This window comes from Citrobacter sp. R-1.5.2, from assembly GCF_035064245.1.
GTDB lineage: Bacteria > Pseudomonadota > Gammaproteobacteria > Enterobacterales > Enterobacteriaceae > Citrobacter.
Window position 1 is genome coordinate 255,988 of the sequence record NZ_JASEYC010000006.1, and the last position, 26,767, is coordinate 282,754.

Consider the following 26,767-nt stretch of genomic DNA (forward strand, 5'->3'; position numbering starts at 1 on the left):
GACGCTTTGCGTCGCCATCCGGCAATAAAAAAGCCGGGTGGCGGCTTCGCCTTACCCGGCTACGTTGTTTCTGGACGTTCTCTTTTACAATTTCGCAAACACCCGACGCGCGGCGTCGATGGTGTTATTGATATCGTCTTCGCTGTGCGCGACAGACATAAAGCCTGCTTCAAAGGCGGACGGTGCCAGGTAAACGCCTTCATCCAGCATCATATGGAAGAAGCGCTTAAAGCGTTCAACGTCGCAGGACATCACGTCCTGATAGCAGGTTACGGTTTCTGCATCAGTGAAGAAAATCCCGAACATCCCGCCGACATGGTTAACCACCAGTGGAATATTTGCTTCCTGAGCGGCTTCCAGCAGACCTTCTGCCAGACGTGTCGTCAGTTCGTTCAGCGTCTCATGAATCCCTGGCTGGGCGACTTCATTCAGACAGGCGAATCCTGCCGCCATCGCAATTGGATTTCCGGACAGCGTACCCGCCTGGTAAACCGGTCCGGTTGGGGCCAGGGCATCCATCACATCACGACGGCCACCAAATGCGCCAACAGGCATGCCGCCACCGATGATTTTACCCAGGCAGGTCAGATCCGGTACTACGCCGTAATAATCCTGCGCACCCGCCAGTGCGACGCGGAAACCGGTCATGACTTCATCGATGATCAACAGTGCGCCAAACTCATCGCACAGCGCACGCAGACCCGGCAGGAATTCCGGCAGTGGCGGGATGCAGTTCATGTTGCCCGCTACTGGTTCAACGATAATACAGGCGATTTCCTGCGGATACTGTTCGAATGCCGCACGTACTGAGGCAAGATCGTTATAGGTGCAGGTCAGGGTATGTTTCGCGAAATCTGCCGGAACCCCCGGGGAGTTAGGCTGGCCCAGCGTCAATGCGCCGGAACCGGCTTTGACCAGCAGGCAGTCAGCATGACCGTGGTAGCAGCCTTCAAATTTGATGATCTTATCGCGACCGGTAAAACCGCGCGCTAGGCGGATCGCGCTCATCGTCGCTTCGGTACCGGAGTTCACCATACGTACCATATCCATGGTTGGCACGAGCTCAGTGACCAGCGCCGCCATTTTTACTTCCATCTCGGTCGGTGCGCCGAAGCTTAAACCGCGCTCTGCCGCTTCAATCACGGCATTGCGAATTGCCGGGTGGTTATGACCCAGCACCATCGGCCCCCAGGAGCCGACATAATCGATATAGGCTTTACCATCGACATCATACAGATATGCGCCGTCCGCTTTTTCAATAAACAGCGGAGTACCACCCACGCCAGTAAAGGCGCGAACTGGGGAGTTAACGCCGCCGGGGATAAGTTCGCGTGCTGCGCTGTAGAGGTTTTCAGACTTACTCATGGATGGGGTCCTGGTTCGTAGAAAAAGTAAATGCCCGCTATTCTAGTTATTCAGAGAAGGTTATGAAAGTTTTGCGTATTTGAAACAATACGATTTGCAGGGGATTTTCACGAAACGTGCGAGTAGAATGCCGTTTCCGTATTTGTATTACCAATTAATGATTATCTGATGAAAACAGACACCCCTTCTTTTGAAGCACAACAAATTGTGCGTTTACGGCGCAGGGATCAGATCCGTCGACTCCTCGATCGTGACAAAACGCCGTTGGCGATCCTCTTGATGGCCGCCGTGGTGGGGACAGTGACGGGGTTGGTGGGTGTGGCGTTTGAGAAAGCCGTTACCTGGGTGCAGAATCAGCGTATTGGCGCGCTGGCTCAGGTTGCTGACCATGCCATTCTGCTGTGGCCGCTGGCGTTTATCCTCTCTGCATTGCTGGCGATGGTCGGCTATTTTCTGGTGCGTAAATTTGCGCCGGAAGCGGGCGGTTCGGGGATCCCGGAGATTGAAGGCGCATTAGAAGAATTGCGACCTGTGCGCTGGTGGCGTGTGCTGCCGGTAAAATTTATCGGTGGTATGGGGACGCTGGGTGCCGGGATGGTGCTCGGCCGGGAAGGGCCAACGGTGCAAATTGGTGGCAATATCGGGCGCATGGTGCTGGATATTTTCCGCATGCGTAGCGCCGAAGCGCGACACACCTTACTGGCAACCGGTGCGGCTGCGGGTCTGTCGGCCGCGTTTAATGCGCCTTTGGCCGGCATTCTGTTCATTATTGAAGAGATGCGACCACAGTTTCGTTATAACCTCGTGTCGATCAAAGCCGTATTTACCGGCGTGATTATGTCGAGCATTGTGTTTCGTATTTTCAACGGCGAGGCCCCGATTATTGAGGTCGGGAAACTCTCCAATGCGCCGGTTAATACGCTGTGGTTGTACCTCATCCTGGGGATTATTTTTGGTTGCGTCGGGCCGTTGTTCAATACCATGGTGTTGCGTACCCAGGATATGTTTCAGCGCTTCCACGGCGGTGAAATTAAAAAATGGGTGCTGATGGGTGGCGTGATCGGCGGTCTGTGCGGGATCCTCGGTTTGATTCAACCTGAAGCGGCAGGCGGTGGATTTAATCTGATCCCGATTGCTGCTGCGGGCAATTTCAGTGTGGGTCTTCTGCTGTTTATCTTTATCGCCAGGGTCATCACCACGCTGCTGTGCTTCTCATCCGGCGCGCCTGGTGGGATATTTGCCCCGATGCTGGCATTAGGCACATTGCTGGGAACTGCATTTGGCATGGCTGCAGCGGCCTCTTTTCCGCAGTATCATTTGGAGGCGGGGACGTTTGCTATTGCCGGGATGGGGGCATTGCTGGCCGCTTCTGTGCGTGCGCCGTTAACGGGCATTGTGCTGGTGCTGGAAATGACGGATAACTATCAGCTCATTTTGCCAATGATTATTACCTGTCTTGGCGCAACACTATTAGCCCAGTTTATGGGTGGAAAACCGCTATACTCGACTATCCTTGCCCGCACACTGGCTAAACAGGAAGCGGAGCAGGCGGCAAAAAGCCAGAGTACCGCCACGGGCGAGAATACTTGAACGAAATACCAGGGTATTAGATAATGGCCTTAACCATTGGGTTATAATTTGCCCAATTGCCAATGTCGTTTGGAGCAAAATATGAGTGATGACGTAGCGCTGCCACTGCAATTTACTGAAGCAGCAGCCAATAAAGTAAAAAGCCTGATCGCAGATGAAGATAACCCAAATCTGAAATTACGCGTGTATATCACCGGCGGTGGTTGCAGCGGTTTCCAGTACGGTTTTACCTTTGATGATCAGGTAAACGATGGTGATATGACCATTGAGAAGCAAGGTGTTGGTCTGGTGGTTGATCCGATGAGCCTGCAGTATCTGGTAGGCGGTGCGGTTGATTACACCGAAGGTCTGGAAGGTTCTCGCTTTGTTGTGACTAACCCGAACGCCAAAAGCACCTGCGGGTGTGGTTCCTCTTTCAGCATCTGATTGCTGTCTGTAATACCGATGGTCTGATGGTGTAGGCCCGGTAAGCGTAGCGTCACCGGGCAATGTGCCGGATGGCGGCGTAAACGCCTTATCCGGCCTACATGTTCTGCATCGTCACATCAACGCCCGTTATCATCCAGCGCAAACGTCGGCAATTTCAAATGCCAACGAATGGCGGCAAGCCGAATCAGCAGGGTAACGACCATCCCCATCATACTGGCGTTTTCCAGCGACACATTGAAGGTATAAAACGCGGTGGCGTGGACGATGCCGCCAATGATGCATGCTGTAGCGTAGATTTCGGTGCGCAAAATCATCGGCACTTCACGTGCTAACACATCGCGAATAATTCCACCGCCAACACCGGTAATGACCCCCATACAAATTGCTACCAGTGGTCCGGTTCCTGCGAGAAATGCTTTATTCACACCAATACCCACGAACACCGCCAGACCTACGGCATCCAGCACCGGAAGGATCCATTTCGGTAAGCGTCTTGGCTGACGTACCAGTACGATCGTCAACATACTGGTGATCATCGCCACCACCAGATCGGTGGGATCTTTAACCCAGAATACGGGGCCGTGATCCAGTGCCATATCACGGATCGTACCGCCACCGACGGCGGTTACCACGCCTAAGACCAGAACGCCGAAGGGGTCCATACGCAGTTTTCCGGCAAGTAATACACCAGAGATAGCAAATACCGCGGTACCGACAATATCCAGCCAATAGACGAGCATCTTTAAATCCTCACAACAAACCTGGTGGGGGCAGGCGCTAATTTACTTGTGAAAGCGCATTACAGAGTTGTTTTGCGGCGAGGATAATACGCGGGCTCGCGCGTTCAAACCAGTCACTATCAAGAGTAATAATCGGTATTTTTAGCTGATTTCCCCAGTATTGCTCAATTTTAGGAATTTCGCCCGAACCGCCGGTAGCAACAATTGCCAGAGGGGCTCTTGCCAGGACCTGTTCGCGGCTGACCTGCGGCCATGGAACCCGGCTGCCGGAAAAGATGTTTTCTCCACCACATACCTCAAGAACCTGGTTTTGAATGGAACCTTTTCCACTGGTAAACAGAGGATTTGCGCCAAACTGGAGAAACACACGTTTTTTCGGTTTGTTGGCATACTGAGACTTTAGTAAAGCATACTCATCAAGCAAGGTTTGCGCTGCTTGCTTTGCTTGTTCAGGCTTGGGGCTCCATGGCGCAAGTTGACGCAATGCATCAGCGACCTGCTCGATGGTGACGGCATCGACCCAGATGACCTTAATTCCCAGGGCAGTCAGTTGATTAACCTGCCGCTCGGCATTCCCTCCACGCCAGGCAATAACCAAATCGGGTTTGAGCGCCACGATACGTTCCAGATTCATGCCTTGCCAGGTTGAGACCTCTTCAATATTTTTGGCCTCGGGCGGGAAGTTTGAATAGCTGCTGACGCCAACGGGGGTAATACCGGCGGCAAAGGCCAGTTCAGTGTTGGCTGGGGAAAGCGAAATAACGCGCGGCGCGGCGTAAAGCCACGCCGGAAGAGTGAAAAGCAGGGCGACCAGCGCCCTGGAGATGAAGTTAGCCATGCGCCAGTTTCTGCACCAGCGTTTCAACCATCAGGCTTGACTGTTTCGCGGCAACAACCAGGAACTCGTCAAAGCTGAGATGGGACTGCTGATCGGCAACGTCAGAGATAGCGCGAACGACAACAAACGGCACGTTAAAGTTGTGACACACGTGCGCAATTGCGGTTGCTTCCATCTCAACGGCAATCGCCTGTGGGAAGTTATGCTTAATTTTTGCCAGGCAAACGGAGCCGTTAATGAAGGCATCGCCGCTGACGATCAGTCCGCGGACGGCGTTCAGATTGAGTTCGGCAATACAGGATTCCGCTGCAGCAATCAGTGCCGGGTCGGCTTTAAAACCAGCCGGGCAGCCCGGTAGCTGGCCAAATTCATAGCCGAATGCGGTGACGTCAGCATCGTGATAGCGCGCTTCGTCAGAAACCACGATATCACCCACTTTCAGCGTAGAGGCCAGGCCACCCGCTGAACCGGTATTAATGATGGCATCTGGCTTGCAGTGTTCAAGCAGCAGCGTAGCGCCCAGCGCCGCAGCCACTTTACCGATGCCTGATTTCAGTAGCGCAACCTCAGTACCGTTCAGTTGGCCGGTGTAAATTTCACAACCGCCAAGAGCAATTGTCTGACGGTTTTCGATTTTGTCACGCAGCAGCGTAACTTCTTCTTCCATTGCACCAATGATGCCGATTTTCATAGATTTACTCGCGATAAGCCAGATTTGAGGGCATAGTCTATCATGCGCTTAAGGGGTAGCGCATTTCTCAGGCGGGAGAGGACATGGCACAGATCGATTTCCGAAAAAAAATAAACTGGCATCGTCGTTACCGTTCGCCGCAGGGCGTGAAATCTGAGCATGAGATCCTGCGCATTTTCGAAAGCGACCGTGGACGCATTATCAATTCTCCGGCTATTCGCCGACTGCAGCAAAAAACCCAGGTCTTTCCGTTGGAGCGTAATGCGGCAGTGCGTACGCGCCTGACGCACTCGATGGAAGTTCAGCAGGTAGGACGTTATATCGCCAAAGAGATCCTCAGTCGACTGAAAGAGCAAAAATTGTTGGAGCAGTACGGCCTGGATGAGTTGACCGGTCCCTTTGAAAGCATCGTCGAAATGTCCTGCCTGATGCATGACATCGGCAATCCGCCGTTTGGTCACTTTGGCGAGGCAGCAATTAATGACTGGTTTCGCCAGCGACTCTATCCGGCTGATGCTGAAAGCCAGCCCTTAAGCGACGATCGCTGCCAGGTGCCTGCGTTACGTTTGCGTGAAGGTGAAGAGTCGCTCAATGATATTCGCCGCAAGGTACGTCAGGACCTGTGCCATTTTGAAGGCAATGCACAGGGCATTCGGTTGGTGCATACACTGATGCGCATGAACCTGACCTGGTCGCAGGTGGGGGGGATTTTAAAATATACGCGCCCGGCATGGTGGCGTGGAGGTACGCCGGCGACGCATAACTATTTAATGAAGAAACCGGGATATTACCTTTCCGAGGAACCGTATATTGAGCGGTTACGTAAAGAATTATCATTAGCGCCTTACAGTCGCTTTCCATTAACCTGGATTATGGAAGCAGCGGACGATATCTCTTATTGTGTGGCTGACCTGGAGGATGCTGTTGAGAAAAGAATCTTCAGTGTTGAGCAGCTTTACCACCATCTGTATGAGGCGTGGGGGCATCATGAAAAAGGTTCCCTGTTTAGCCAGGTTGTTGAGAACGCCTGGGAAAAATCTCGCTCAAATACATTAAGTCGCAGTACGGAAGATCAATTCTTTATGTATTTACGCGTTAACACGCTGAATAAACTGGTACCGTACGCCGCTCAGCGTTTTATTGATAATTTACCGCAAATTTTTGAGGGGAGTTTTAATCACGCTTTATTAGAAGATGCCAGTAGCTTCAGTCAGTTACTTGGGGTTTATAAAAATGTAGCGGTAAAACATGTGTTTAGCCATCCAGATGTGGAGCAACTGGAATTGCAAGGCTATCGGGTTATCAGTGGGCTTCTGGAAATCTACCAGCCACTGTTAAAAATGTCATTATCCGACTTTAGCGAGCTGGTTGAACACGAAAGATTAAAACAGTTCCCTATCGAATCTCGATTATTTCAAAAGTTGTCTACCCGCCATCGTCTTGCTTATGTTGAGGCGGTCAGTAAAATATTGCCGGGTAGTGCCGAGTTCCCGGTTATGGAATATTATTACCGCTGCCGTTTAATTCAGGATTATATCAGCGGGATGACTGACTTGTATGCCTGGGATGAATATAGACGGCTGATGGCGGTAGAACAATAAATACTCATTTGTAAAGACGGACAATAAAATTTTACTTTTTCCTTAAACTTCATTCTGGAACTTAGCGCTATAAAACGACTCTGAGGTATACAGCAATTTTGCGTGACCTGTTAATCGAGAACGAAACACATGAAAAAAACCACATTAGCAATGAGTGCACTGGCTCTGAGTTTAGGTTTGGCGTTGTCCCCCCTGTCTGCAACGGCGGCTGAGACAGCGTCTTCAGCAACAACTGCCCAACAGATGCCAAGCCTGGCCCCGATGCTCGAAAAAGTGATGCCATCGGTGGTGAGTATTAATGTCGAGGGGAGCACGACGGTCAATACGCCGCGTATGCCGCGTAATTTCCAGCAGTTCTTCGGTGATAACTCTCCGTTCTGCCAGGACGGTTCTCCGTTCCAGAGCTCACCGTTCTGTCAGGGTGGCGCTCCGGGTGCTGACAACGGCGGCGGACAGCAGCAGAAATTTATGGCGCTGGGGTCTGGCGTCATCATTGATGCCGCGAAAGGATATGTTGTGACCAACAACCACGTGGTCGATAACGCCACGGTGATCAAGGTTCAACTGAGCGATGGTCGTAAGTTTGACGCGAAGATCGTCGGAAAAGATCCGCGCTCTGATATCGCACTGATCCAAATCCAGGACCCGAAAAACCTGACGGCAATTAAGCTGGCAGATTCTGATGCGCTGCGCGTGGGTGATTACACTGTAGCGATTGGTAACCCGTTTGGCCTTGGTGAAACAGTGACTTCAGGTATCGTTTCTGCACTGGGGCGTAGTGGCCTGAATGCCGAAAACTACGAGAACTTTATCCAGACGGATGCGGCGATCAACCGCGGTAACTCTGGTGGTGCGTTGGTTAACCTGAATGGTGAGTTGATCGGGATTAACACCGCGATCCTCGCGCCGGACGGTGGCAACATCGGTATCGGTTTTGCTATCCCAAGCAACATGGTGAAAAACCTGACTTCGCAGATGGTTGAGTTCGGCCAGGTTAAACGCGGTGAGCTGGGTATTATGGGGACTGAGCTGAGCTCTGAGCTGGCGAAAGCGATGAAAGTTGATGCCCAGCGTGGGGCATTCGTCAGTCAGGTTATGCCGAACTCTTCTGCAGCGAAAGCCGGTATCAAAGCGGGTGACGTGATTACATCACTGAACGGTAAACCCATCAGCAGCTTCGCTGCCCTGCGTGCGCAGGTCGGCACCATGCCAGTGGGTAGCAAAATTAACCTTGGCCTGCTGCGAGACGGTAAGCCGGTAACGGTGAACCTGGAACTGCAGCAGAGCAGCCAGACTCAGGTTGATTCCAGCTCTATCTTCAAAGGCATTGAAGGTGCGGATATGAGCAACAAAGGCCAGGACAAAGGTGTCGTGGTAAGCGATGTGAAACCGAATTCGCCGGCGGCACAGATTGGCCTGAAGAAAGGGGATGTCATCATTGGTGCTAACCAGCAACCGGTGAAAAACATCGCGGAACTGCGCAAAATTCTCGACAGTAAACCAGCTGTTCTGGCGCTGAACATTCAGCGTGGTGACAGCTCTATCTATCTGTTGATGCAGTAATCCCTCTGAACCCCTTCCCATATCAGGGAAGGGGTTTCTTTTTGTGATACCTACCACAACTCCATACTTCTCTCTTCTGCTTTGTGCATTTGCACAATGTCGCGGCCTGTTTTCTTCCCTATGCTTGAGCACTGCTCACAGGAGGGCTTTATGGCTGGCTGGCATCTCGATACCAAAATGGCGCAGGATATCGTGGCGCGCACGATGCGCATCATTGATACCAATATCAACGTAATGGATGCCCGTGGGCGGATCATTGGCAGTGGCGATCGCGAGCGTATTGGTGAATTGCACGAAGGTGCGCTGCTGGTGCTCTCACAGGGCCGGGTCGTCGATATTGATGATGCGGTAGCACGACATCTGCACGGCGTGCGACAGGGAATAAACCTGCCGCTGCGGCTTGAAGGCGAAATTGTTGGCGTTATTGGTTTAACTGGCGAGCCGGAGCATTTGCGTAAGTACGGTGAACTGGTGTGTATGACCGCCGAAATGATGCTGGAGCAGTCGCGTTTGATGCATCTGCTCGCTCAGGACAGTCGTCTGCGCGAAGAACTGGTGATGAACCTGATTCAGGCTGAAGAGAACACCCCGGCGCTGGTGGAATGGGCGCAGCGGCTAGGAATAGATCTGAACCAACCACGTGTGGTAGCTGTGGTGGAGGTCGACAGCGGTCAGCTTGGTGTAGACAGCGCCATGGCTGAACTACAGCAATTACAAAATGCGTTGACGACACCAGAGCGAAATAACCTGATTGCGATTGTTTCACTGACTGAGATGGTCGTTCTGAAACCCGCGCTGAATCAGTTTGGCCGCTGGGATGCAGAAGATCATCGCAAGCGTGTTGAACAGCTGATCGCCCGTATGAAAGAGAACGGACAGCTACGCTTTCGCGTATCGCTGGGTAACTATTTTACCGGGCCGGGCAGCATTGCCCGCTCGTATCGCACCGCGCGTACGACCATGATGGTCGGTAAGCAGCGCATGCCGGAAAGCCGTAGCTATTTTTACCAGGATTTGATGCTGCCCGTGCTGTTAGACAGCCTGCGTGGCGGTTGGCAGGCTAATGAGCTGGCCCGTCCGTTGGTACGACTGAAAGCGATGGATAACAACGGCTTGCTGCGTAGGACATTAGCGGCATGGTTTCGCCACAACGTACAGCCGCTGGCGACCTCAAAGGCGCTATTTATCCACCGCAATACGCTTGAATATCGCCTGAATCGTATTTCAGAACTTACCGGGCTGGATTTGGGGAATTTTGACGACAGACTGCTACTGTATGTGGCGTTGCAGCTGGATGAGCAGCATTGAGACATTAAACCACCTCACAGCGAGGTGGTTTTGAGCTACGGGTTACTCTTCAGAAATTAAAAGCAGTCCTTTTTCAATAACCTGATAAACTACTTTTTTCTTTTGGGGATACTTTTGCTCGGTCTCGGTGTTGAGAATAACCGAGCGTTTATATGCTTCTGCATGATAAACCTCAATAGTATATCCTTTTTCCAGTGTCATAGTGTTCGTGTATTTCTCCAGCAGGACTTTACTTTGTATTTCCTGATGATAAACGAGAAAACCATTGTTATCGATAATGTTGACCTCTGCATAGAGATCTTCGCCATATATGCTGTGTGGCGTGGTGGCCTCTGTTGAGTAAACAACCTGGTTATTCACCAGATCCATATCAATACTGGCAAACTGTACATCGTAATATCCCAGTAGCTTCCAGAGAAATTTATTACCTCGTATTGTCGCCTTCGGATCACTGGAAGCCGGGTGTTGGTAATCTTGTAGCCCTGAACTAATGACTTCCCATGTATTATCCTGTGCAAGTTGAAAATCTGTATTTTGCATAACGTTTGAAGCTACGCATCTGAATGGTTCATAATGAAGGATGTCGATAACATAGCCATTGCGTAATGGAATGCTTTCTGTTGTAGTCGGATATCGGATTGAGCCATCATAATTTCGGTTGTACATTTCAATCCCATTTTCATTCCACACACGTATCCATGCGTAGGTTTCCGGATAATAATTGTGTGGTATTACTGATTTAGTATTTACCGTCATCAAGTAATTACTGTTATCGATAGTAATTTCGGAAAATTCGGCGTCACTCAATCCGCGTAATTCAAGATGAATAATACTCCCTGTCAGGATGTCGGGTTCACTATTATCTAATGGAATGACATCTGCATATTCAAGCAATAATAAATCACGCTCCTCGCCAGTGAATTTGTTAATCATTAGCCAGATACTAATTTTTTCTGTGCTTTCTGGTAGAGTATAAATAAGTGACTCAACGCGTAGCTTTTCTGCTGACTCAGCAATAATAGAACGGAGATCCTCATCCGGGTCATTGTTTAGTGCGGTATTAAATAATCCTGTTTTATCAATCCTGAAGTTATTGATTTTTTCATTGTGCACAACCAGATCAAGATAATTTGGTAGGCTATATAAACGCTTCCCACATTCGGCATGATAAACCTCGATGAGATACCCATCTTCAAAAGGAATTTCATCATAGGTAATTGGACAATTTTGTCCTGGCATATCACGATTGAAAATTTCCTCGCCAGTCGCTGAGAAAATGGTGACGCTCGCATAAATGTCACTGCCATAGTAAGAATGTGGCGCGGAACTGGTGACATTTAGTTGGATTGTTTTGCTCTCATTCTCAACAGTGAGGGTTGCAAACTTTGCATCGCCAAGCCCCAGGAAAATAAGTTCTTCGTTACGACCGCTGGTGTCATTTAGTGGGGTATAATTAATCGTTACATTATTTTCGCCTTCACGTACCACAAACCAGTTTTGATCAGTAGTATATTTTTGAGATTTTCCTTTTGGCAGAATAAGTTGATAAACCCCAATGGGTAAATATTGCTGTTCTAATGTAGTATTAGTAATTCTGACCGTAATATCATTGCCACAATGATCAATTATTTTGAGATCACGTCCATAAATTTGAGCTAAATTATCAATGATGATATCAAAGGTAACATTGCCTTTTTTGTTTAAGACAGACAACTCTGCATTATCAACCAACCAAACAGACGTTTGTAGCCCCATTGCTTGCTGCGCGTTGTCCCATTCCGCCTCAGGCAGGAGATCAAAGAGTGGATAAACCGGTTTGGTTTCCAGAGTCTGAATACGTTCTCGGGTGATATCATCAAGTTCAACACCACACAAATCAATATAGGGGGTCATATCATATCCTGCGGCAGAGGCGCTTGCCTCTGCAAGCATATCCAGGATGTGATGATCTGATGCGGAGAAATTTTCGCTGTTTGCCAATGCCCGGTAACTATCATTAAATAGCACAAAATTTTTCATCGAGGATTTGAATTGCATTAGCATCAATAATAATAATCTTTGATGTGGATTCCACTGATTCACAGGTGTTTGATTATAGATATTATTTCGGAAGTTATCCTCAGTGTAACCTCTGTTTCCATCGTTATATAACCATCCATCGGTATACAGTTCATTTTTATTGCCCAACATAACTTGCTGAAACCATGCGCCATATATATTATTCCAAACCTCTCCAGCGGAGAAGCGAGAGTCATTCATAAAATTGCCCTGATATCCATGGGCAATTTCATGAAGCACAGTCCATTGGTTTTCAACATTATCAATCCAGCCTTGCGCGATGGTTGATGAGGTCTCTGCACACCAGTAGGTGTTGAAATAGGCGGAACCCACACCGTTTTTATCTGCCTTAATGAAATACTTATTGGCAATGTTCTGATTGAGAGAATTTACTGGCGTAAAACTAAGTCCGGCTAAATCATTATAGAATGCAAAAATTTTTTCATAATAGTCCAATAGTCCGTAAATGCCATTGTCGGTATTTACATTCTGGAGATTATCCATGTCGGCAAAGGGAACTAATAGTTTGGCACTGCCAGTATCGATAAGCGCATAGGGGGCGTTGGTCTCTGACCATGAAGAAAAAAATAAAGCAGAATCACTATTTTTGTCAAAAAAAGGCAATGTCTGGAATTTTTCTGGTGTTTCAAATTCAACGTCGTAATCAGAAACATTTTCCATGTATAGCGTATCAATGAAAGGGACGGTATCAACAGTAGCGCTGATCTCTTGCCATTCAGTTTTCAATGTTAATGTTTTTTCAACAGCAGAGTCATTGCATAATAGACGCAAGGTAGCAGAACCATTACTGATGTCGGACTGCCTGACGCGAAGGATGGTCTCCGCGGGCAAAATAAAGTCTAATTCCTGACGATCGTGCAGTAACCCTTTATTAAAACCTTCTTTATTAAGCCATGTTGCCTTTTCGAGAGCATAGCATTTCATTAAAAGTATATTGTTCATAGTTGGTTATCTCTTATTTAGTGGTTGAAGATAGATAAACCTTATATTTTTTATGAGATAATAAAAGTCATTTTATATAATATCCGTGTGCAATGATGTTAATGATATGGATATATATTTTTTTATCTTTATGGATAATGAAATGATGAGTAAATTAAAGGGAGTGTGGGTGTGTGATATTTTTTTAGAAAGGCCAGTTTCCTGGCCTGAAGATATGATGGCTTATTTGCGCGTCAGTTTTTCCAGATCGGCTTCAATTTCGCTGATCTTATTGGTCACGACGCTTTCCAGATGACGTAAATCATCGAGGATCTTGCGTTTAAGATCGACTTCACTGCGGTCGCGCTGGCAGATCTGATCCAACTCGTCGATCACATAGCGCAGGTTTGGACTGATCTCCTGCACTTCTTTGTAGCCCTGACCGATGCCATCGGCGACCACCGTTTTACGCTGACGGGGATATTTGAATTTCACGCTCTTGGCAAAAAACTCGCCTTTATCCTTTTGGAAATAGATTTTCAGGATATCGTTGTTGGCTTCTTGCCGCAGGCTGTAACGATCGATCTCTTCAGGATTAGTAATGCCCAGACTTTTCAGATTGTCATACATAGCGGTACCCTTAAGCTTACTATAACCATTGAATAATTAACGAAAAGCCTTGTTTATGCCACCCGCAGATGTAAAAAAAGCGGGCTAAGCCCGCTTTTTCAAATTGCTGTTAGTCGATGGTACGTAACAGTTCGTTGATACCCACTTTGCCACGCGTTTTAGCGTCGACTTTCTTCACGATCACCGCGCAGTACAGACTGTATTTGCCATCTTTCGACGGCAGGTTGCCGGAAACGACAACAGAACCTGCCGGTACGCGACCATAATGCACTTCGCCTGTTTCACGATCGTAAATACGGGTGCTCTGACCGATATACACGCCCATCGAGATGACGGAACCTTCCTCGACAATCACGCCTTCCACAACTTCCGAACGCGCACCGATGAAGCAGTTATCTTCGATGATGGTCGGGTTAGCCTGTAACGGCTCCAGTACGCCGCCGATGCCAACGCCACCGGACAGGTGAACATTCTTACCGATTTGCGCACAAGAACCTACGGTCGCCCAGGTATCAACCATCGTACCTTCATCAACATACGCACCAATGTTAACGTAAGACGGCATCAGCACGGTGTTACGTGCGATAAATGCCCCCTGACGCACGGCCGCAGGCGGAACCACGCGAAAGCCTTCTTTCTGGAAGCGTGCTTCATCGTAGTCGGCAAATTTCATCGGCACTTTATCGAAGTAGCGGCTTTCCGCACCATCGATAACCTGATTATCGTTAATACGGAAAGAGAGCAGGACCGCTTTTTTCAGCCACTGATGGGTGACCCACTGGCCGTCAATCTTTTCTGCGACACGCAGTGCACCGGAATCCAGTAAAGAAATAACCTGATTAACCGCTTCACGGGTTACGGTATCCACATTCGCCGGAGTGATGTCGGCACGACGCTCAAAAGCGGACTCAATAACGTTCTGTAACTGCTGCATTGTTAAACTCTTTCCATAATAAATAAAAACATTACCCTTTATCGTTTGGATTGAGGGCCTCTGTCAACCGTTGATGTACTTCCTGCTGCAGCTCATTATTAAGGGCACGCCGGTCGGCGGTGGCGATTATGAATAAATCTTCTACTCGCTCACCAATAGTTGTAATTCGGGCGCCATGCAGCGAAATTCCCAGATCGGCAAAAATCTGCCCGACCCGCGCCAGTAGTCCTGGTTGATCGAGTGCGATAAGTTCGAGGAATGACTTACGGTCGGTATGGGTCGGCAAAAAGGTGACCTCAGTATCGACAGTAAAGTGGCGTAATTTTGCCGGCTGACGACGCGGTTGCGGTGGCTGCCAACTGCGTTGAGTAATGGCTTGTTCCAACCCAAAACGGATCGCTTCGTGCCTGTCTGACGACAGCGGACTGCCGTCCGGCTCCAGCACAATGAACGTATCCATCGCCATCCCATCGCGGGTGGTGAAAATCTGCGCATCGTGGACGCTCAGATTACGCCGGTCCAGTTCGGCGCAAACGGCGGCAAACAGATACGGGCGATCCGGACTCCAGATAAAGATTTCCGTTCCCCCACGCGTTGCCTGCGGGCTAAGCAGAATGAGCGGTTCTTTGAGGTCATGTTGTAAGAGATGACGCGCATGCCAGGCCAGTTGATTTGGGCTGTGGCGCACGAAATAGTTCGCTCGACAGCGTGACCAGATATGGTGCAACGCTTCTTCATCAATGTTATCCATCCGCAATAACGCCAGCGCCTGAAGCTGATGATGGCGCACACGCTCGCGCATATCCGGTGTATTTTGCATTCCACGACGCAGTTGTTTTTCTGTGGCGAAGTATAATTCGCGCAACAGGCTTTGCTTCCAGCTATTCCATAGCGTTTCGTTAGTGGCGCAGATATCGGCGACGGTAAGGCAGACCAGGAAACGCAAACGGTGTTCCGTTTGTACTTCTTCGGCGAATTGCTTAATCACCTCCGGGTCCTGAATATCACGGCGCTGAGCGGTCACCGACATCAGCAGATGCTGGCGTACCAGCCACATAACCAGATTCGTTTCGCGGGAGTTGAGTCCGTGTAATTCGGCGAACTTGAGTACGTCCTGAGCCCCGAGAATAGAGTGATCGCCGCCACGACCTTTGGCGATATCGTGGAACAGCGCAGCAATCAAAATGAGTTCCGGTTGACGTAAGCGCGGCCACAGATCCACACACAGCGGATGGCGCTGGCGGGTCTCTTCCTTGGCAAAACTTTCCAGTTTCAGCATGACGCGGATAGTGTGCTCATCCACCGTATAAGCATGAAACAGGTCAAACTGCATTTGACCGACGATATGTGACCACTGCGGCATATAGGCCCATAACACGCTGTGGCGATGCATTGGCAACAGGCCGCGACTGACTGCGCCTGGATGGCGCAACATGCTGAGAAATAGCGAGCGCGCTTCCGGAATGTAGCACAGCGGCTGCGTTAAATGACGGCGGGCATGACGCAAATGACGCAGTGTGGTGGAGTAAATTCCGGTGATCGCGCTATTGCGTACCATGATATAAAACATCCGCAAAATGGCCTCGGGCTCGCGGATAAACAGGTCGTCATTGCGCAGGTCAATCAATGTGCCACGCAGTTGAAAGTCGTCATCAATTGGGCGCGGTTTTTCATCGGCCGGCATGGCGAGAATCGCCTCGTCAAACAACTGGAGCAGCATGTGGTTCAGTTCGCTCACCCGCCGCGTGACCCGGAAATAGTCTTTCATCATCCGCTCGATAGGCTCATTGCCTTCACCGCCATAATTGAGGCGTTGTGCCACGCTGAGCTGTCGATCAAACAGCAGACGGTTGTCGTAACGGTTCACGATCAGATGCAATGCGAAGCGGATCCGCCACAGAATATGCAAACATTCATTCAGTTCGGCGCGCTCCGCCAGCGTCAGGAAGCCGAAACCGACCATCTCATCCAGCGACGTGGCACCAAAATGACGGCGGGCGACCCATTGCAGGGTGTGGATGTCGCGCAGTCCACCTGGACTGCTTTTGATATCCGGCTCCAGATTGTAGCTGGTGCCGTGATAGCGCTGATGGCGTTGATTTTGCTCTTCTACTTTGGCGGCGTAAAATTTATCGGATGGCCAGAAACCTTCGCTGAAAATATGCTTTTGCAGCTCAAGGAACAGCGCGACATCGCCAATCAGCAGCCGTGTTTCAATCAGATTGGTGGCGACGGTTAAATCTGATAGTCCTTCCAGCAGACACTCTTCCAGCGTACGCACGCTGTGTCCTACTTCCAGCCGCACATCCCACAATAGCGTTAATAACTCGCCGACTTTCTCCGCCTGCGCGTCAGGCAGTTTTTTACGGCTAAGGATCAGCAGGTCAATATCGGAAAGCGGATGCAGTTCACCACGCCCGTAGCCGCCAACGGCCACCAGCGCCAGATCGGCAATCTGACCGAAACCTGCTTCAATCCACAGGCGCTGCAGCAACTGGTCAATAAATTCGGTGCGGGCTTCGATTAACTGTTCAGCGGAAATTCCGCTGTCAAATGCTTCCCCCAACCAGTGCTGGAAATTATCGATATGAGCTTTTATGCCGGTACAGTTGAGGTCGTGCTGTGGCCATGTCCCTGGGTTTTGCGGTTGGCCAGGCAGGGTGGGGAGGGCAGTATTTGCGTGCTGTTCAGGAAGAGTATTCATTGTGCGCCACCCATTAAAAAGCCGGATGACGGCGTGAACGCCTTACCCGGCCTACGTATTTACTCTTCATCCTTCAAGTTGCTTCTGCGTTGGCTGCGCTCGTTCACTCCAGTCACGTACTTATGTACGCTCCTGAAGATTCACTCTCTTGCCGCCTTGAGGCAACTCGAATGATTTTGAGTAAAGGTGTAATTTGTAGGCCTGATAAGATGCAGGAGCATCGCCATCAGGCAAAAAATTATGCGTCGTGTGTGATGACTGCCGGGATGGTGTCATCCTTACGTAATGTCAGAATTTCACAGCCGTTTTCCGTTACCACAATAGTATGCTCGTACTGAGCAGACAAGCTGCGATCTTTGGTTTTCACCGTCCAGCCGTCTTTCATGGTGCGGATACGGTAATCACCGGCATTCAGCATCGGTTCTACGGTGAAGGTCATGCCCGGCTGCAGTACCACGCCGCCGTCGTCTGCATCGTAGTGCAGGACCTGAGGTTCTTCATGGAAGCCGCGACCGATACCGTGGCCGCAGTATTCACGTACTACAGAGAAGCCTTCACCTTCTGCGTATTTCTGAATTGCAGCACCCAGGGTACGTAGGCGAATACCCGGTTTTACCATACGCAGCGCCAGATACAGGCTTTCCTGCGTTACGCGGCACAGACGCTCGCCAAGAATGGTCGGTTTACCGACGATAAACATTTTGGACGTATCGCCGTGGTACTCGTCTTTAATCACGGTGACGTCGATGTTGACGATATCACCCTCTTTCAGGTGCTTAGCGTCATCCGGGATCCCGTGGCACACGACTTCATTAATAGAGATGCACACGGATTTCGGATAACCGTGATAACCCAGGCACGCGGAAATCGCCTGCTGTTCATTCACGATGTAGTCGTTACAGATGCGATCCAGCTCGCCGGTGCTCACGCCCGGTTTGATAAACGGTTCGATCATCTCCAGCACTTCGGCTGCCAGACGGCCAGCGACGCGCATTTTTTCGATTTCTTCAGGAGTCTTAATTGAGATAGCCATGAATTCTGTCCATCAGTGTCGATTATTTCGACAATAATTGTGTAAGTGCCGTCAATGGTATCAGTCTGGAGTGTACCCTGCCAAATTGAGAATCATTCTGAACTTCGCCTTTCGTGCCACAGATGCGTTGGCTACATTTTTTCACCCCAGTCACTTACTGGCCGTAAGCTCCCGGGGATTCAAAAATTTGCCGCCTGTCTGTAACACGAAATTCATTGTTCAATACAGCACAGACCGCCAACAATTATTGGTGTCGGTGGCGTATTTGTGGTATAAAGCGCGCCGGACTTCCGATCCATTCGAAGACTACACACGATGGACGGGAGCGACAAATCTCACTTTGTGTAACAACACACACGTATCGACACATATTCCGGGGTGCCCTTTGGGGTCGGTAATATGGGATGCGTGGAGGCTTAACCCCAACTTTTATATATAGAGGTTTTAATCATGGCAACTGTTTCCATGCGCGACATGCTCAAGGCTGGTGTTCACTTCGGTCACCAGACCCGTTACTGGAACCCGAAAATGAAGCCGTTCATCTTCGGTGCGCGTAACAAAGTTCACATCATCAACCTTGAGAAAACTGTACCGATGTTCAACGAAGCTCTGGCTGAACTGAACAAGATCTCTGCTCGTAAAGGTAAAATCCTTTTCGTTGGTACTAAACGCGCTGCAAGCGAAGCGGTGAAAGACGCTGCTAACAGCTGCGATCAGTTCTTCGTGAACCATCGCTGGTTGGGCGGTATGCTGACTAACTGGAAAACTGTTCGTCAGTCCATCAAACGTCTGAAAGATCTGGAAACTCAGTCTCAGGACGGTACTTTCGAAAAGCTGACCAAGAAAGAAGCGCTGATGCGCACCCGTGAGCTTGAGAAACTGGAAAACAGCCTGGGCGGTATCAAAGACATGGGCGGCCTGCCGGACGCTCTGTTCGTAATTGATGCTGACCACGAGCACATTGCTATCAAAGAAGCAAACAACCTGGGTATCCCAGTATTTGCTATCGTTGATACCAACTCTGATCCGGACGGTGTTGACTTCGTTATCCCGGGTAACGACGACGCAATCCGTGCTGTGACCCTGTACCTGGGCGCTGTAGCTACTACCGTTCGTGAAGGCCGTTCTCAGGATCTGGCTTCCCAGGCGGAAGAAAGCTTCGTAGAAGCTGAATAATAAGGCACGCTCGTTAGAGCCCCCTTATAAACCAGGTAGTATCACGTTTGGTTAGGGGCCCTTCAGGCCCCTTTTTCACTTTTAAATCTGTGCGGTTTCATGCCGGGCAGATCAAATCTTCCGAGGATTTTAGAATGGCTGAAATTACCGCATCCCTGGTAAAAGAGCTGCGTGAGCGTACTGGCGCAGGCATGATGGATTGCAAAAAAGCACTGACTGAAGCTAATGGCGACATCGAGCTGGCAATCGAAAACATGCGTAAGTCCGGTGCTATCAAAGCAGCGAAAAAAGCAGGCAACGTTGCTGCTGACGGCGTAATCAAAACCAAAATCGACGGCAATATCGCTTTCATTCTGGAAGTTAACTGCCAGACTGACTTCGTTGCTAAAGATGCTGGTTTCCAGGCATTTGCTGACAAAGTACTGGACGCTGCCGTTGCTGGCAAAATCACTGATGTTGAAGTTCTGAAAGCACAGTTCGAAGAAGAACGTGTTGCTCTGGTTGCTAAAATCGGTGAGAACATCAACATCCGTCGCGTTGCTTCCCTGGAAGGCGAAGTTCTGGGTAGCTACCAGCACGGTGCTCGTATCGGTGTTCTGGTTGCTGCAACTGGCGCTGATGAAGAACTGGTTAAACAGCTGGCAATGCACATCGCCGCAAGCAAACCAGAATTCGTTAAGCCGGAAGACGTTTCTGCTGAAGTAGTAGAAAAAGAATACCAGGTTCAGCTGGACATCGCGATGCAGTCTGGTAAGCCGAAAGAAATCGCAGAGAAAATGGTTGAAGGCCGCATGAAGAAATTCACCGGCGAAGTTTCTCTGACTGGTCAGCCTTTCGTAATGGATCCGAGCAAATCTGTTGCTCAGCTGCTGAAAGAGCACAACGCTGACGTAACTGGTTTCATCCGCTTCGAAGTGGGTGAAGGCATCGAGAAAGTTGAGACTGACTTTGCAGCAGAAGTTGCTGCGATGTCCAAGCAGTCTTAATTTTAAAAGAAGCCGCCTGAGGGCGGCTTCTTTTTGCGTCCGACTTGTAAATTCAGCTAAGCGCTATAGTGGTAAGGCTGAAAAGCGACATACAATGTCGCTGGAATTAACTCATCTCATTCGTTGACAGTCTCAGGAAAGAAACATGGCTACCAATGCAAAACCCGTCTACAAACGTATTCTGCTTAAGTTAAGTGGCGAAGCTCTGCAAGGTTCAGAAGGCTTCGGTATTGATGCAAGCATACTTGACCGTATGGCTCAGGAAATCAAAGAGCTGGTCGAGCTGGGAATCCAGGTTGGCGTAGTGATCGGTGGTGGTAACCTGTTCCGTGGTGCTGGTCTGGCGAAAGCAGGGATGAACCGCGTTGTGGGCGACCACATGGGCATGTTAGCCACCGTAATGAACGGTCTGGCGATGCGCGATGCGCTTCACCGCGCCTATGTGAACGCTCGCCTGATGTCCGCAATTCCTCTGAACGGCGTGTGTGATAACTACAGCTGGGCAGAAGCGATCAGTCTGCTGCGTAACAACCGCGTGGTTATTTTGTCCGCTGGTACTGGCAACCCGTTCTTCACTACCGACTCCGCAGCCTGCCTGCGTGGTATTGAAATTGAAGCGGATGTGGTTCTGAAAGCCACTAAAGTTGATGGTGTGTTTACCGCCGATCCAGCTAAAGATCCAACAGCAACCATGTACGAGCAGCTGACCTATGCTGAAGTACTGGATAAAGAACTGAAAGTGATGGATCTGGCTGCGTTCACGCTGGCTCGTGACCACAAATTACCGATTCGTGTCTTCAACATGAACAAACCGGGTGCGTTGCGCCGCGTTGTGATGGGTGAAAAAGAAGGCACGTTAATCACGGAATAATTCCCGTTGCGGCTAAATGCAGGTAATATTCCGCTTTAATGTCGCGGGATACGTCCCTCAAAATTAATCAAGACTATACTTGTCACACCTTGCGTAGTGGGTATGGTCTGACTGAAACAAGCTTTCAAGGATTCGTAACGTGATCAACGATATCAGAAAAGATGCTGAAGTACGCATGGACAAATGCGTCGAAGCATTCAAAAATCAAATCAGCAAAATTCGCACGGGTCGTGCTTCTCCCAGCCTGCTGGATGGCATTATCGTGGAATATTACGGCACGCCGACTCCGCTGCGCCAACTGGCAAGCGTAACGGTTGAAGATTCCCGTACCCTGAAAATCAACGTGTTTGACCGCTCTATGGGTCCTGCTGTTGAGAAAGCGATTATGGCTTCCGACCTCGGTCTGAACCCAAGCTCAGCGGGCTCTGACATCCGCGTTCCGCTGCCACCGCTGACCGAAGAGCGTCGTAAAGATCTGACCAAGATCGTACGTGGTGAAGCTGAAGGCGCGCGTGTTGCTGTGCGTAACGTACGCCGTGATGCCAACGACAAAGTGAAAGCGCTGCTGAAAGATAAAGAGATCAGCGAAGATGACGATCGCCGTTCTCAGGACGACGTACAGAAACTGACCGATGCTGCAATCAAGAAAGTTGATGCGGCGCTGGCAGAGAAAGAAGCGGAACTGATGCAGTTCTGATTCGCCTGTACGCTAAAAACGCCGCTTAGAAGGCCTGAGAAGGCTGGATGGCGGCGTTTTGCTTTTTTATCCTGTCTCAATTCTTCTGGATGTCTCATGAAGCAATTAACCATCCTGGGCTCAACCGGCTCTATTGGTTGCAGTACGCTCGATGTAGTACGTCATAACCCGGATAAATTTCGTGTTGCTGCGTTGGTAGCGGGTAAAAATGTCGCCCGTATGGTGGAGCAATGTCTGGAGTTTTCACCCCGTTACGCGGTGATGGATGACGAAAAAAGTGCAGCGCTGGTGAAAGCCGCATTGCGGGATCATGGAAGTCGCACCGAGGTTATGTGCGGGCAGCAGGCTGCCTGTGATATGGCTGCGTTGGATGATGTCGATCAGGTTATGGCGGCGATAGTCGGCGCGGCAGGTTTGTTGCCAACACTTGCGGCAATCCGCGCGGGCAAAAACATTTTGCTGGCGAATAAAGAGTCTCTGGTAACCTGCGGACGTCTGTTTATGGACGACGTGAAACGCCATAAAGCGCAGCTTTTGCCGGTAGATAGCGAACATAACGCGATTTTTCAGAGTTTACCGCAACCTATCCAACACAATCTGGGATACGCTGACCTTGAGCAAAACGGCGTTGTGTCTGTTCTGCTTACCGGGTCTGGTGGCCCTTTCCGCGAAACGCCATTGCACGATCTGGCTCTAATGACACCCGATCAGGCATGCCGTCATCCGAATTGGTCGATGGGACGAAAAATTTCTGTCGACTCCGCCACCATGATGAATAAAGGTCTGGAATACATTGAAGCGCGTTGGTTATTTAATGCCAGTGCAAGTCAGATGGAAGTGCTGATCCATCCACAGTCGGTTATTCACTCGATGGTCCGTTATCAGGATGGCAGCGTCCTGGCCCAATTGGGTGAGCCTGATATGCGCACACCTATCGCCCATACAATGGCATGGCCGGAACGTGTGAGCTCTGGCGTTAAGCCTGTCGATTTTTGCAAACTCAGTGCGTTGACGTTTTCCGCACCTGATTATCAGCGTTATCCGTGCCTGAAACTGGCGATGGACGCGTTTGAGCAAGGACAGGCTGCGACAACTGCGCTGAATGCCGCGAATGAAATTACCGTTGCCGCATTTTTGGCGCAGCAGATTCGATTTACGGATATCGCCGATCTCAATTTATCTGTACTGGATAAGATGGATTTGCAGGAACCGCAGAGCGTTGATGATGTGCTGAGGGTCGATGCCATCGCCAGAGATGTCGCGACAAAACAAGTGACACGACTCTCAAGCTGATGATAATCCCTCTGTGGGGGATCGTGCTATTTGTTAGCGTTGGGCTTCGGTGATATAGTCTGCGCCACCTGATCGCAGGTATTTGCTTTTTTTCGATCGGGTAAGCCGTGGTTTGACACGGCTTTTTTGTGGATGCACAAAATCATTCAGGTTGCATCAAGGCGGCAAGTGAATGAGTTCCCTGGAGCATACAAATAGTATGTGACAGGGGCGAATAAGCACAGCCAACGAAGAGGCAGCCTGAAGGATGAAGCGCAAAGGCTTCAGTATTCCTGAGTACCGTATAATCCTTTCAGGGACTAAAAACGCGTTATGTTGTCTGCAACTAAACCATTAAGCGAAAATTTGCCAGCACATGGTTGTCGCCATGTCGCAATTATCATGGATGGCAATGGCCGCTGGGCGAAAAAGCAAGGGAAGATCCGCGCCTTTGGGCATAAGGCCGGAGCAAAATCCGTCCGCCGGGCTGTCTCTTTTGCTGCCAATAACGGTATTGATGCGTTAACGCTGTATGCCTTTAGCAGTGAGAACTGGAACCGACCAGCGCAGGAAGTCAGTGCGTTAATGGAGTTGTTTGTGTGGGCACTTGATAGCGAAGTGAAAAACCTGCACCGCCATAACGTGCGCCTGCGTATTATTGGGGATATCAGTCGATTTAACACACGTTTGCAAGAACGGATTCGCAAGTCGGAAGCGCTTACCGCCCAGAATACCGGGTTAACGCTGAATATTGCCGCGAATTACGGCGGACGGTGGGATATTGTCCAGGGCGTCAGGCAACTGGCACAACAGGTGCAGGAAGGTCTGTTGCGTCCGGAGCAAATTGATGAAGAGATGCTTGGTCAGCAAGTTTGTATGCATGAGCTGGCTCCTGTGGATTTAGTGATAAGGACTGGGGGAGAGCATCGAATTAGTAATTTTTTGTTGTGGCAAATTGCCTACGCCGAACTTTACTTTACGGATGTTCTCTGGCCCGATTTCGATGAACAAGACTTTGAAGGTGCGCTACATGCCTTTGCTAATCGTGAGCGTCGTTTCGGCGGCACCGAGCCCGGTGATGAAAAAGCCTGATGGGGGTCGCTTTTGCTGAAGTATCGCCTGATTTCTGCTTTTGTTTTAATACCCGTTGTCATCGCGGCGTTGTTTTTGTTGCCGCCGGTGGGGTTCGCCATTGTTACGCTGGTCGTCTGTATGCTGGCCGCGTGGGAATGGGGACAGTTAAGCGGTTTTGCCACTCGTACACAGCGAGTCTGGTTGGCGGTTTTGTGCGGGCTATTGCTGGCACTGATGCTGTTTTTGCTGCCTGAGTATCATCATAACATTCACCAACCGCTGGTTGAGGTGTCGCTTTGGGCGTCGCTGGGCTGGTGGGCCGTGGCGCTATTACTGGTGCTGTTTTACCCCGGTTCAGCCTCGGTCTGGCGTAATTCCAAAACATTACGCATAATTTTCGGCGTGTTAACCATTGTTCCTTTCTTTTGGGGAATGCTGGCGCTACGTGCCTGGCACTATGATGAGAATCATTATAGTGGCGCGCTATGGCTGCTCTATGTCATGATCCTCGTTTGGGGAGCGGATTCAGGTGCGTATATGTTTGGTAAGATGTTTGGCAAACATAAACTGGCGCCGAAGGTTTCTCCTGGTAAAACCTGGCAGGGTTTTATTGGCGGACTTGCCACTGCAGCTGTAATCTCGTGGGGTTATGGTATGTGGGCGAATCTTGAAGTTGCGCCTGTCACCTTGCTCATTTGCTCCATCGTTGCAGCCCTGGCCTCCGTGCTGGGTGACCTGACCGAGAGTATGTTTAAGCGTGAAGCAGGTATTAAGGACAGTGGTCACTTAATCCCAGGACACGGTGGTATTCTGGATCGTATTGACAGCCTGACGGCTGCGGTGCCGGTCTTTGCTTGCCTGTTGTTACTGGTATTCAGGACGCTCTAACGGATGGTCTTATGCTGAGTATTCTCTGGAATCTGGCTGCATTCATCGTTGCACTTGGTGTACTTATCACCGTGCATGAATTTGGTCATTTCTGGGTTGCACGGCGCTGCGGAGTCCGCGTCGAGCGCTTTTCCATTGGCTTTGGAAAAGCGCTTTGGCGCCGTACCGATAAACAGGGTACGGAATACGTTATCGCCTTAATCCCCCTCGGCGGTTACGTCAAAATGCTGGATGAGCGCGCTGAACCAGTTGTACCGGAGCTGCGCCACTACGCATTCAACAATAAAACAGTTGGGCAGCGCGCGGCCATTATTGCTGCAGGCCCGATTGCAAATTTCCTCTTCGCTATTTTTGCCTACTGGCTGGTCTTTATCATCGGTGTCCCTGGCGTTCGCCCGGTTGTTGGTGAAATAACACCCAACTCGATTGCTGCCCAGGCGCAAATTCAGCCAGGTACGGAACTAAAAGCGGTTGATGGTATCGAAACCCCTGATTGGGATACCGTCCGATTGCAACTGGTATCCAAAATTGGCGATGAGCATACGACCATCAGCGTGGCGCAGTTTGGCAGTAACCAGCGACAGGACAAAACGCTGGATTTACGCCATTGGGCATTTGAGCCAGACAAAGAGGATCCCGTCTCTAGTTTGGGCATTCGTCCACGTGGTCCGCAGATTGAACCGGTGCTGTCAGAAGTGCAGGTTAACTCCGCGGCAAGTAAGGCGGGTTTGCAAGCTGGCGACAGGATCGTTAAAGTCAATGGTCAGCCGCTGACGCAATGGATGACGTTCGTGACGTTGGTGCGCGATAATCCTGATAAGCCGCTAGCGCTAGAAATTGAAAGACAAGGGAATTCCTTGTCTTTGACGTTAACCCCGGATTCAAAACCGGGTAACGGAAAGGCCGAAGGTTTTGCGGGCGTAGTGCCTAAAATTATCCCTCTGCCTGATGAGTATAAGACTGTACGCCAGTATGGGCCATTCAGCGCCATCCTCGAAGCCTCGGATAAAACGTGGCAGTTGATGAAGCTAACGGTCAGTATGCTGGGAAAATTGATTACCGGTGATGTAAAACTGAACAACCTCAGTGGGCCGATTTCTATCGCCCAGGGGGCTGGGATGTCAGCGGAGTTCGGGGTTATTTATTACCTGATGTTCCTTGCGCTTATCAGCGTGAACTTAGGGATAATTAACCTGTTTCCGTTGCCCGTTCTTGACGGGGGGCATCTGCTGTTCCTGGCGATTGAAAAGCTGAAGGGCGGTCCGGTATCCGAGCGGGTTCAAGACTTTAGTTATCGCATTGGCTCTATCTTGCTGGTGTTGTTAATGGGGCTTGCACTTTTCAATGATTTCTCTCGGTTGTAAGAGAGTGTTAGGA

General features: G+C 50.0%; 22 protein-coding genes and 1 pseudogene. 14 read left to right on the plus strand and 9 right to left on the minus strand.

Annotated features, from left to right (window positions below; all coding sequences use genetic code 11):
- Positions 1-84: 84 nt before the first annotated feature.
- Positions 85-1,365, minus strand: a complete 1,281-nt coding sequence (gene hemL, locus QMN38_RS13575; protein WP_137383237.1) for a glutamate-1-semialdehyde 2,1-aminomutase — start codon at positions 1,363-1,365, stop codon at positions 85-87.
- Between the two features lie 168 nt (positions 1,366-1,533).
- Between hemL and clcA the strand changes: the two genes are divergently transcribed.
- The 3 genes and pseudogenes from clcA to erpA all read left to right on the plus strand — a co-directional run bounded on the left by clcA (position 1,534) and on the right by erpA (position 3,381).
- Positions 1,534-2,955 (plus strand): H(+)/Cl(-) exchange transporter ClcA, encoded by a 1,422-nt coding sequence (gene clcA / locus QMN38_RS13580; RefSeq protein WP_323605218.1) that lies wholly within the window; start codon positions 1,534-1,536, stop codon positions 2,953-2,955.
- A 23-nt stretch (positions 2,956-2,978) separates the two neighbouring features.
- Positions 2,979-3,044: pseudogene (gene yadW, locus QMN38_RS13585) on the plus strand (small protein YadW).
- The gene (erpA, locus tag QMN38_RS13590; protein WP_003018581.1) at positions 3,037-3,381 is read left to right on the plus strand and encodes an iron-sulfur cluster insertion protein ErpA; all 345 of its coding nucleotides are present in this window, start codon (positions 3,037-3,039) and stop codon (positions 3,379-3,381) included. Before yadW ends, erpA begins: the two are co-directional and overlap by 8 nt.
- A gap of 119 nt (positions 3,382-3,500) precedes the next feature.
- On the opposite strand, the gene QMN38_RS13595 is transcribed toward erpA, so the two are convergent.
- From QMN38_RS13595 to mtnN, 3 genes are read right to left on the minus strand one after another with little or no spacing between them, the layout of a single operon-like run.
- Positions 3,501-4,124, minus strand: a complete 624-nt coding sequence (locus tag QMN38_RS13595; RefSeq protein ID WP_005132135.1) for a TRIC cation channel family protein — start codon at positions 4,122-4,124, stop codon at positions 3,501-3,503.
- 37 nt (positions 4,125-4,161) lie between these two features.
- Complete coding sequence (gene btuF, locus QMN38_RS13600; RefSeq protein WP_323605219.1) at positions 4,162-4,962, minus strand: vitamin B12 ABC transporter substrate-binding protein BtuF; 801 nt, start codon at positions 4,960-4,962, stop codon at positions 4,162-4,164.
- On the minus strand, positions 4,955-5,653 hold the full coding sequence (gene mtnN, locus QMN38_RS13605) for a 5'-methylthioadenosine/S-adenosylhomocysteine nucleosidase (RefSeq protein WP_323605220.1): 699 nt from the start codon (positions 5,651-5,653) through the stop codon (positions 4,955-4,957). Before mtnN ends, btuF begins: the two co-directional genes overlap by 8 nt.
- An 83-nt stretch (positions 5,654-5,736) precedes the next feature.
- Here mtnN and dgt point away from each other — a divergent pair, with 83 nt between their 5' ends.
- The 3 genes from dgt to cdaR all read left to right on the plus strand — a co-directional run bounded on the left by dgt (position 5,737) and on the right by cdaR (position 10,125).
- A complete protein-coding gene (gene dgt / locus QMN38_RS13610) occupies positions 5,737-7,254 on the plus strand; it encodes a dGTPase (protein WP_271442283.1) in 1,518 nt (505 codons plus the stop codon).
- A gap of 129 nt (positions 7,255-7,383) precedes the next feature.
- Entirely contained in the window at positions 7,384-8,817 is a 1,434-nt protein-coding gene (gene degP / locus QMN38_RS13615; protein ID WP_005132129.1) for a serine endoprotease DegP, read from the plus strand.
- 150 nt (positions 8,818-8,967) lie between these two features.
- Entirely contained in the window at positions 8,968-10,125 is a 1,158-nt protein-coding gene (gene cdaR, locus QMN38_RS13620) for a DNA-binding transcriptional regulator CdaR (RefSeq protein ID WP_005132128.1), read from the plus strand.
- Positions 10,126-10,167: 42 nt separating this feature from the next.
- Here the strand turns inward: cdaR and QMN38_RS13625 are convergent, their stop codons facing one another.
- The 5 genes from QMN38_RS13625 to map all read right to left on the minus strand — a co-directional run bounded on the left by QMN38_RS13625 (position 10,168) and on the right by map (position 18,426).
- Positions 10,168-13,146 carry a putative mucin/carbohydrate-binding domain-containing protein gene (locus QMN38_RS13625; RefSeq protein WP_323605221.1) on the minus strand — a complete coding sequence of 993 codons (2,979 nt, stop codon included), beginning with the start codon at positions 13,144-13,146 and terminating at the stop codon, positions 10,168-10,170.
- A 222-nt stretch (positions 13,147-13,368) separates the two neighbouring features.
- On the minus strand, positions 13,369-13,755 hold the full coding sequence (locus tag QMN38_RS13630) for a DUF3461 family protein (protein WP_005132126.1): 387 nt from the start codon (positions 13,753-13,755) through the stop codon (positions 13,369-13,371).
- A 109-nt stretch (positions 13,756-13,864) separates the two neighbouring features.
- Positions 13,865-14,689: a 2,3,4,5-tetrahydropyridine-2,6-dicarboxylate N-succinyltransferase gene (dapD, locus tag QMN38_RS13635; RefSeq protein ID WP_039030312.1), complete on the minus strand. Its 825-nt coding sequence runs from the start codon at positions 14,687-14,689 to the stop codon at positions 13,865-13,867.
- A 31-nt stretch (positions 14,690-14,720) separates the two neighbouring features.
- A complete protein-coding gene (glnD, locus tag QMN38_RS13640; RefSeq protein WP_271450060.1) occupies positions 14,721-17,393 on the minus strand; it encodes a bifunctional uridylyltransferase/uridylyl-removing protein GlnD in 2,673 nt (890 codons plus the stop codon).
- A 238-nt stretch (positions 17,394-17,631) separates the two neighbouring features.
- On the minus strand, positions 17,632-18,426 hold the full coding sequence (gene map / locus QMN38_RS13645) for a type I methionyl aminopeptidase (RefSeq protein ID WP_271442001.1): 795 nt from the start codon (positions 18,424-18,426) through the stop codon (positions 17,632-17,634).
- A gap of 450 nt (positions 18,427-18,876) precedes the next feature.
- Here map and rpsB point away from each other — a divergent pair, with 450 nt between their 5' ends.
- The 8 genes from rpsB (at position 18,877) to rseP (ending at position 26,754) form a co-directional block, all read left to right on the plus strand.
- Entirely contained in the window at positions 18,877-19,602 is a 726-nt protein-coding gene (rpsB, locus tag QMN38_RS13650; protein ID WP_005132117.1) for a 30S ribosomal protein S2, read from the plus strand.
- Between the two features lie 134 nt (positions 19,603-19,736).
- Positions 19,737-20,588: a translation elongation factor Ts gene (gene tsf, locus QMN38_RS13655; protein WP_271442000.1), complete on the plus strand. Its 852-nt coding sequence runs from the start codon at positions 19,737-19,739 to the stop codon at positions 20,586-20,588.
- 145 nt (positions 20,589-20,733) lie between these two features.
- On the plus strand, positions 20,734-21,459 hold the full coding sequence (gene pyrH / locus QMN38_RS13660) for a UMP kinase (protein ID WP_005132114.1): 726 nt from the start codon (positions 20,734-20,736) through the stop codon (positions 21,457-21,459).
- A gap of 139 nt (positions 21,460-21,598) precedes the next feature.
- Positions 21,599-22,156: a ribosome recycling factor gene (frr, locus tag QMN38_RS13665; protein ID WP_005132113.1), complete on the plus strand. Its 558-nt coding sequence runs from the start codon at positions 21,599-21,601 to the stop codon at positions 22,154-22,156.
- Positions 22,157-22,252: 96 nt separating this feature from the next.
- On the plus strand, positions 22,253-23,449 hold the full coding sequence (gene ispC / locus QMN38_RS13670) for a 1-deoxy-D-xylulose-5-phosphate reductoisomerase (RefSeq protein WP_271441999.1): 1,197 nt from the start codon (positions 22,253-22,255) through the stop codon (positions 23,447-23,449).
- A 312-nt stretch (positions 23,450-23,761) separates the two neighbouring features.
- The gene (ispU, locus tag QMN38_RS13675) at positions 23,762-24,520 is read left to right on the plus strand and encodes a (2E,6E)-farnesyl-diphosphate-specific ditrans,polycis-undecaprenyl-diphosphate synthase (RefSeq protein ID WP_040230029.1); all 759 of its coding nucleotides are present in this window, start codon (positions 23,762-23,764) and stop codon (positions 24,518-24,520) included.
- Between the two features lie 12 nt (positions 24,521-24,532).
- Positions 24,533-25,390: a phosphatidate cytidylyltransferase gene (cdsA, locus tag QMN38_RS13680; protein WP_048212646.1), complete on the plus strand. Its 858-nt coding sequence runs from the start codon at positions 24,533-24,535 to the stop codon at positions 25,388-25,390.
- A gap of 11 nt (positions 25,391-25,401) precedes the next feature.
- Positions 25,402-26,754 (plus strand): sigma E protease regulator RseP, encoded by a 1,353-nt coding sequence (rseP, locus tag QMN38_RS13685; protein WP_271441998.1) that lies wholly within the window; start codon positions 25,402-25,404, stop codon positions 26,752-26,754.
- Positions 26,755-26,767 lie beyond the last annotated feature (13 nt).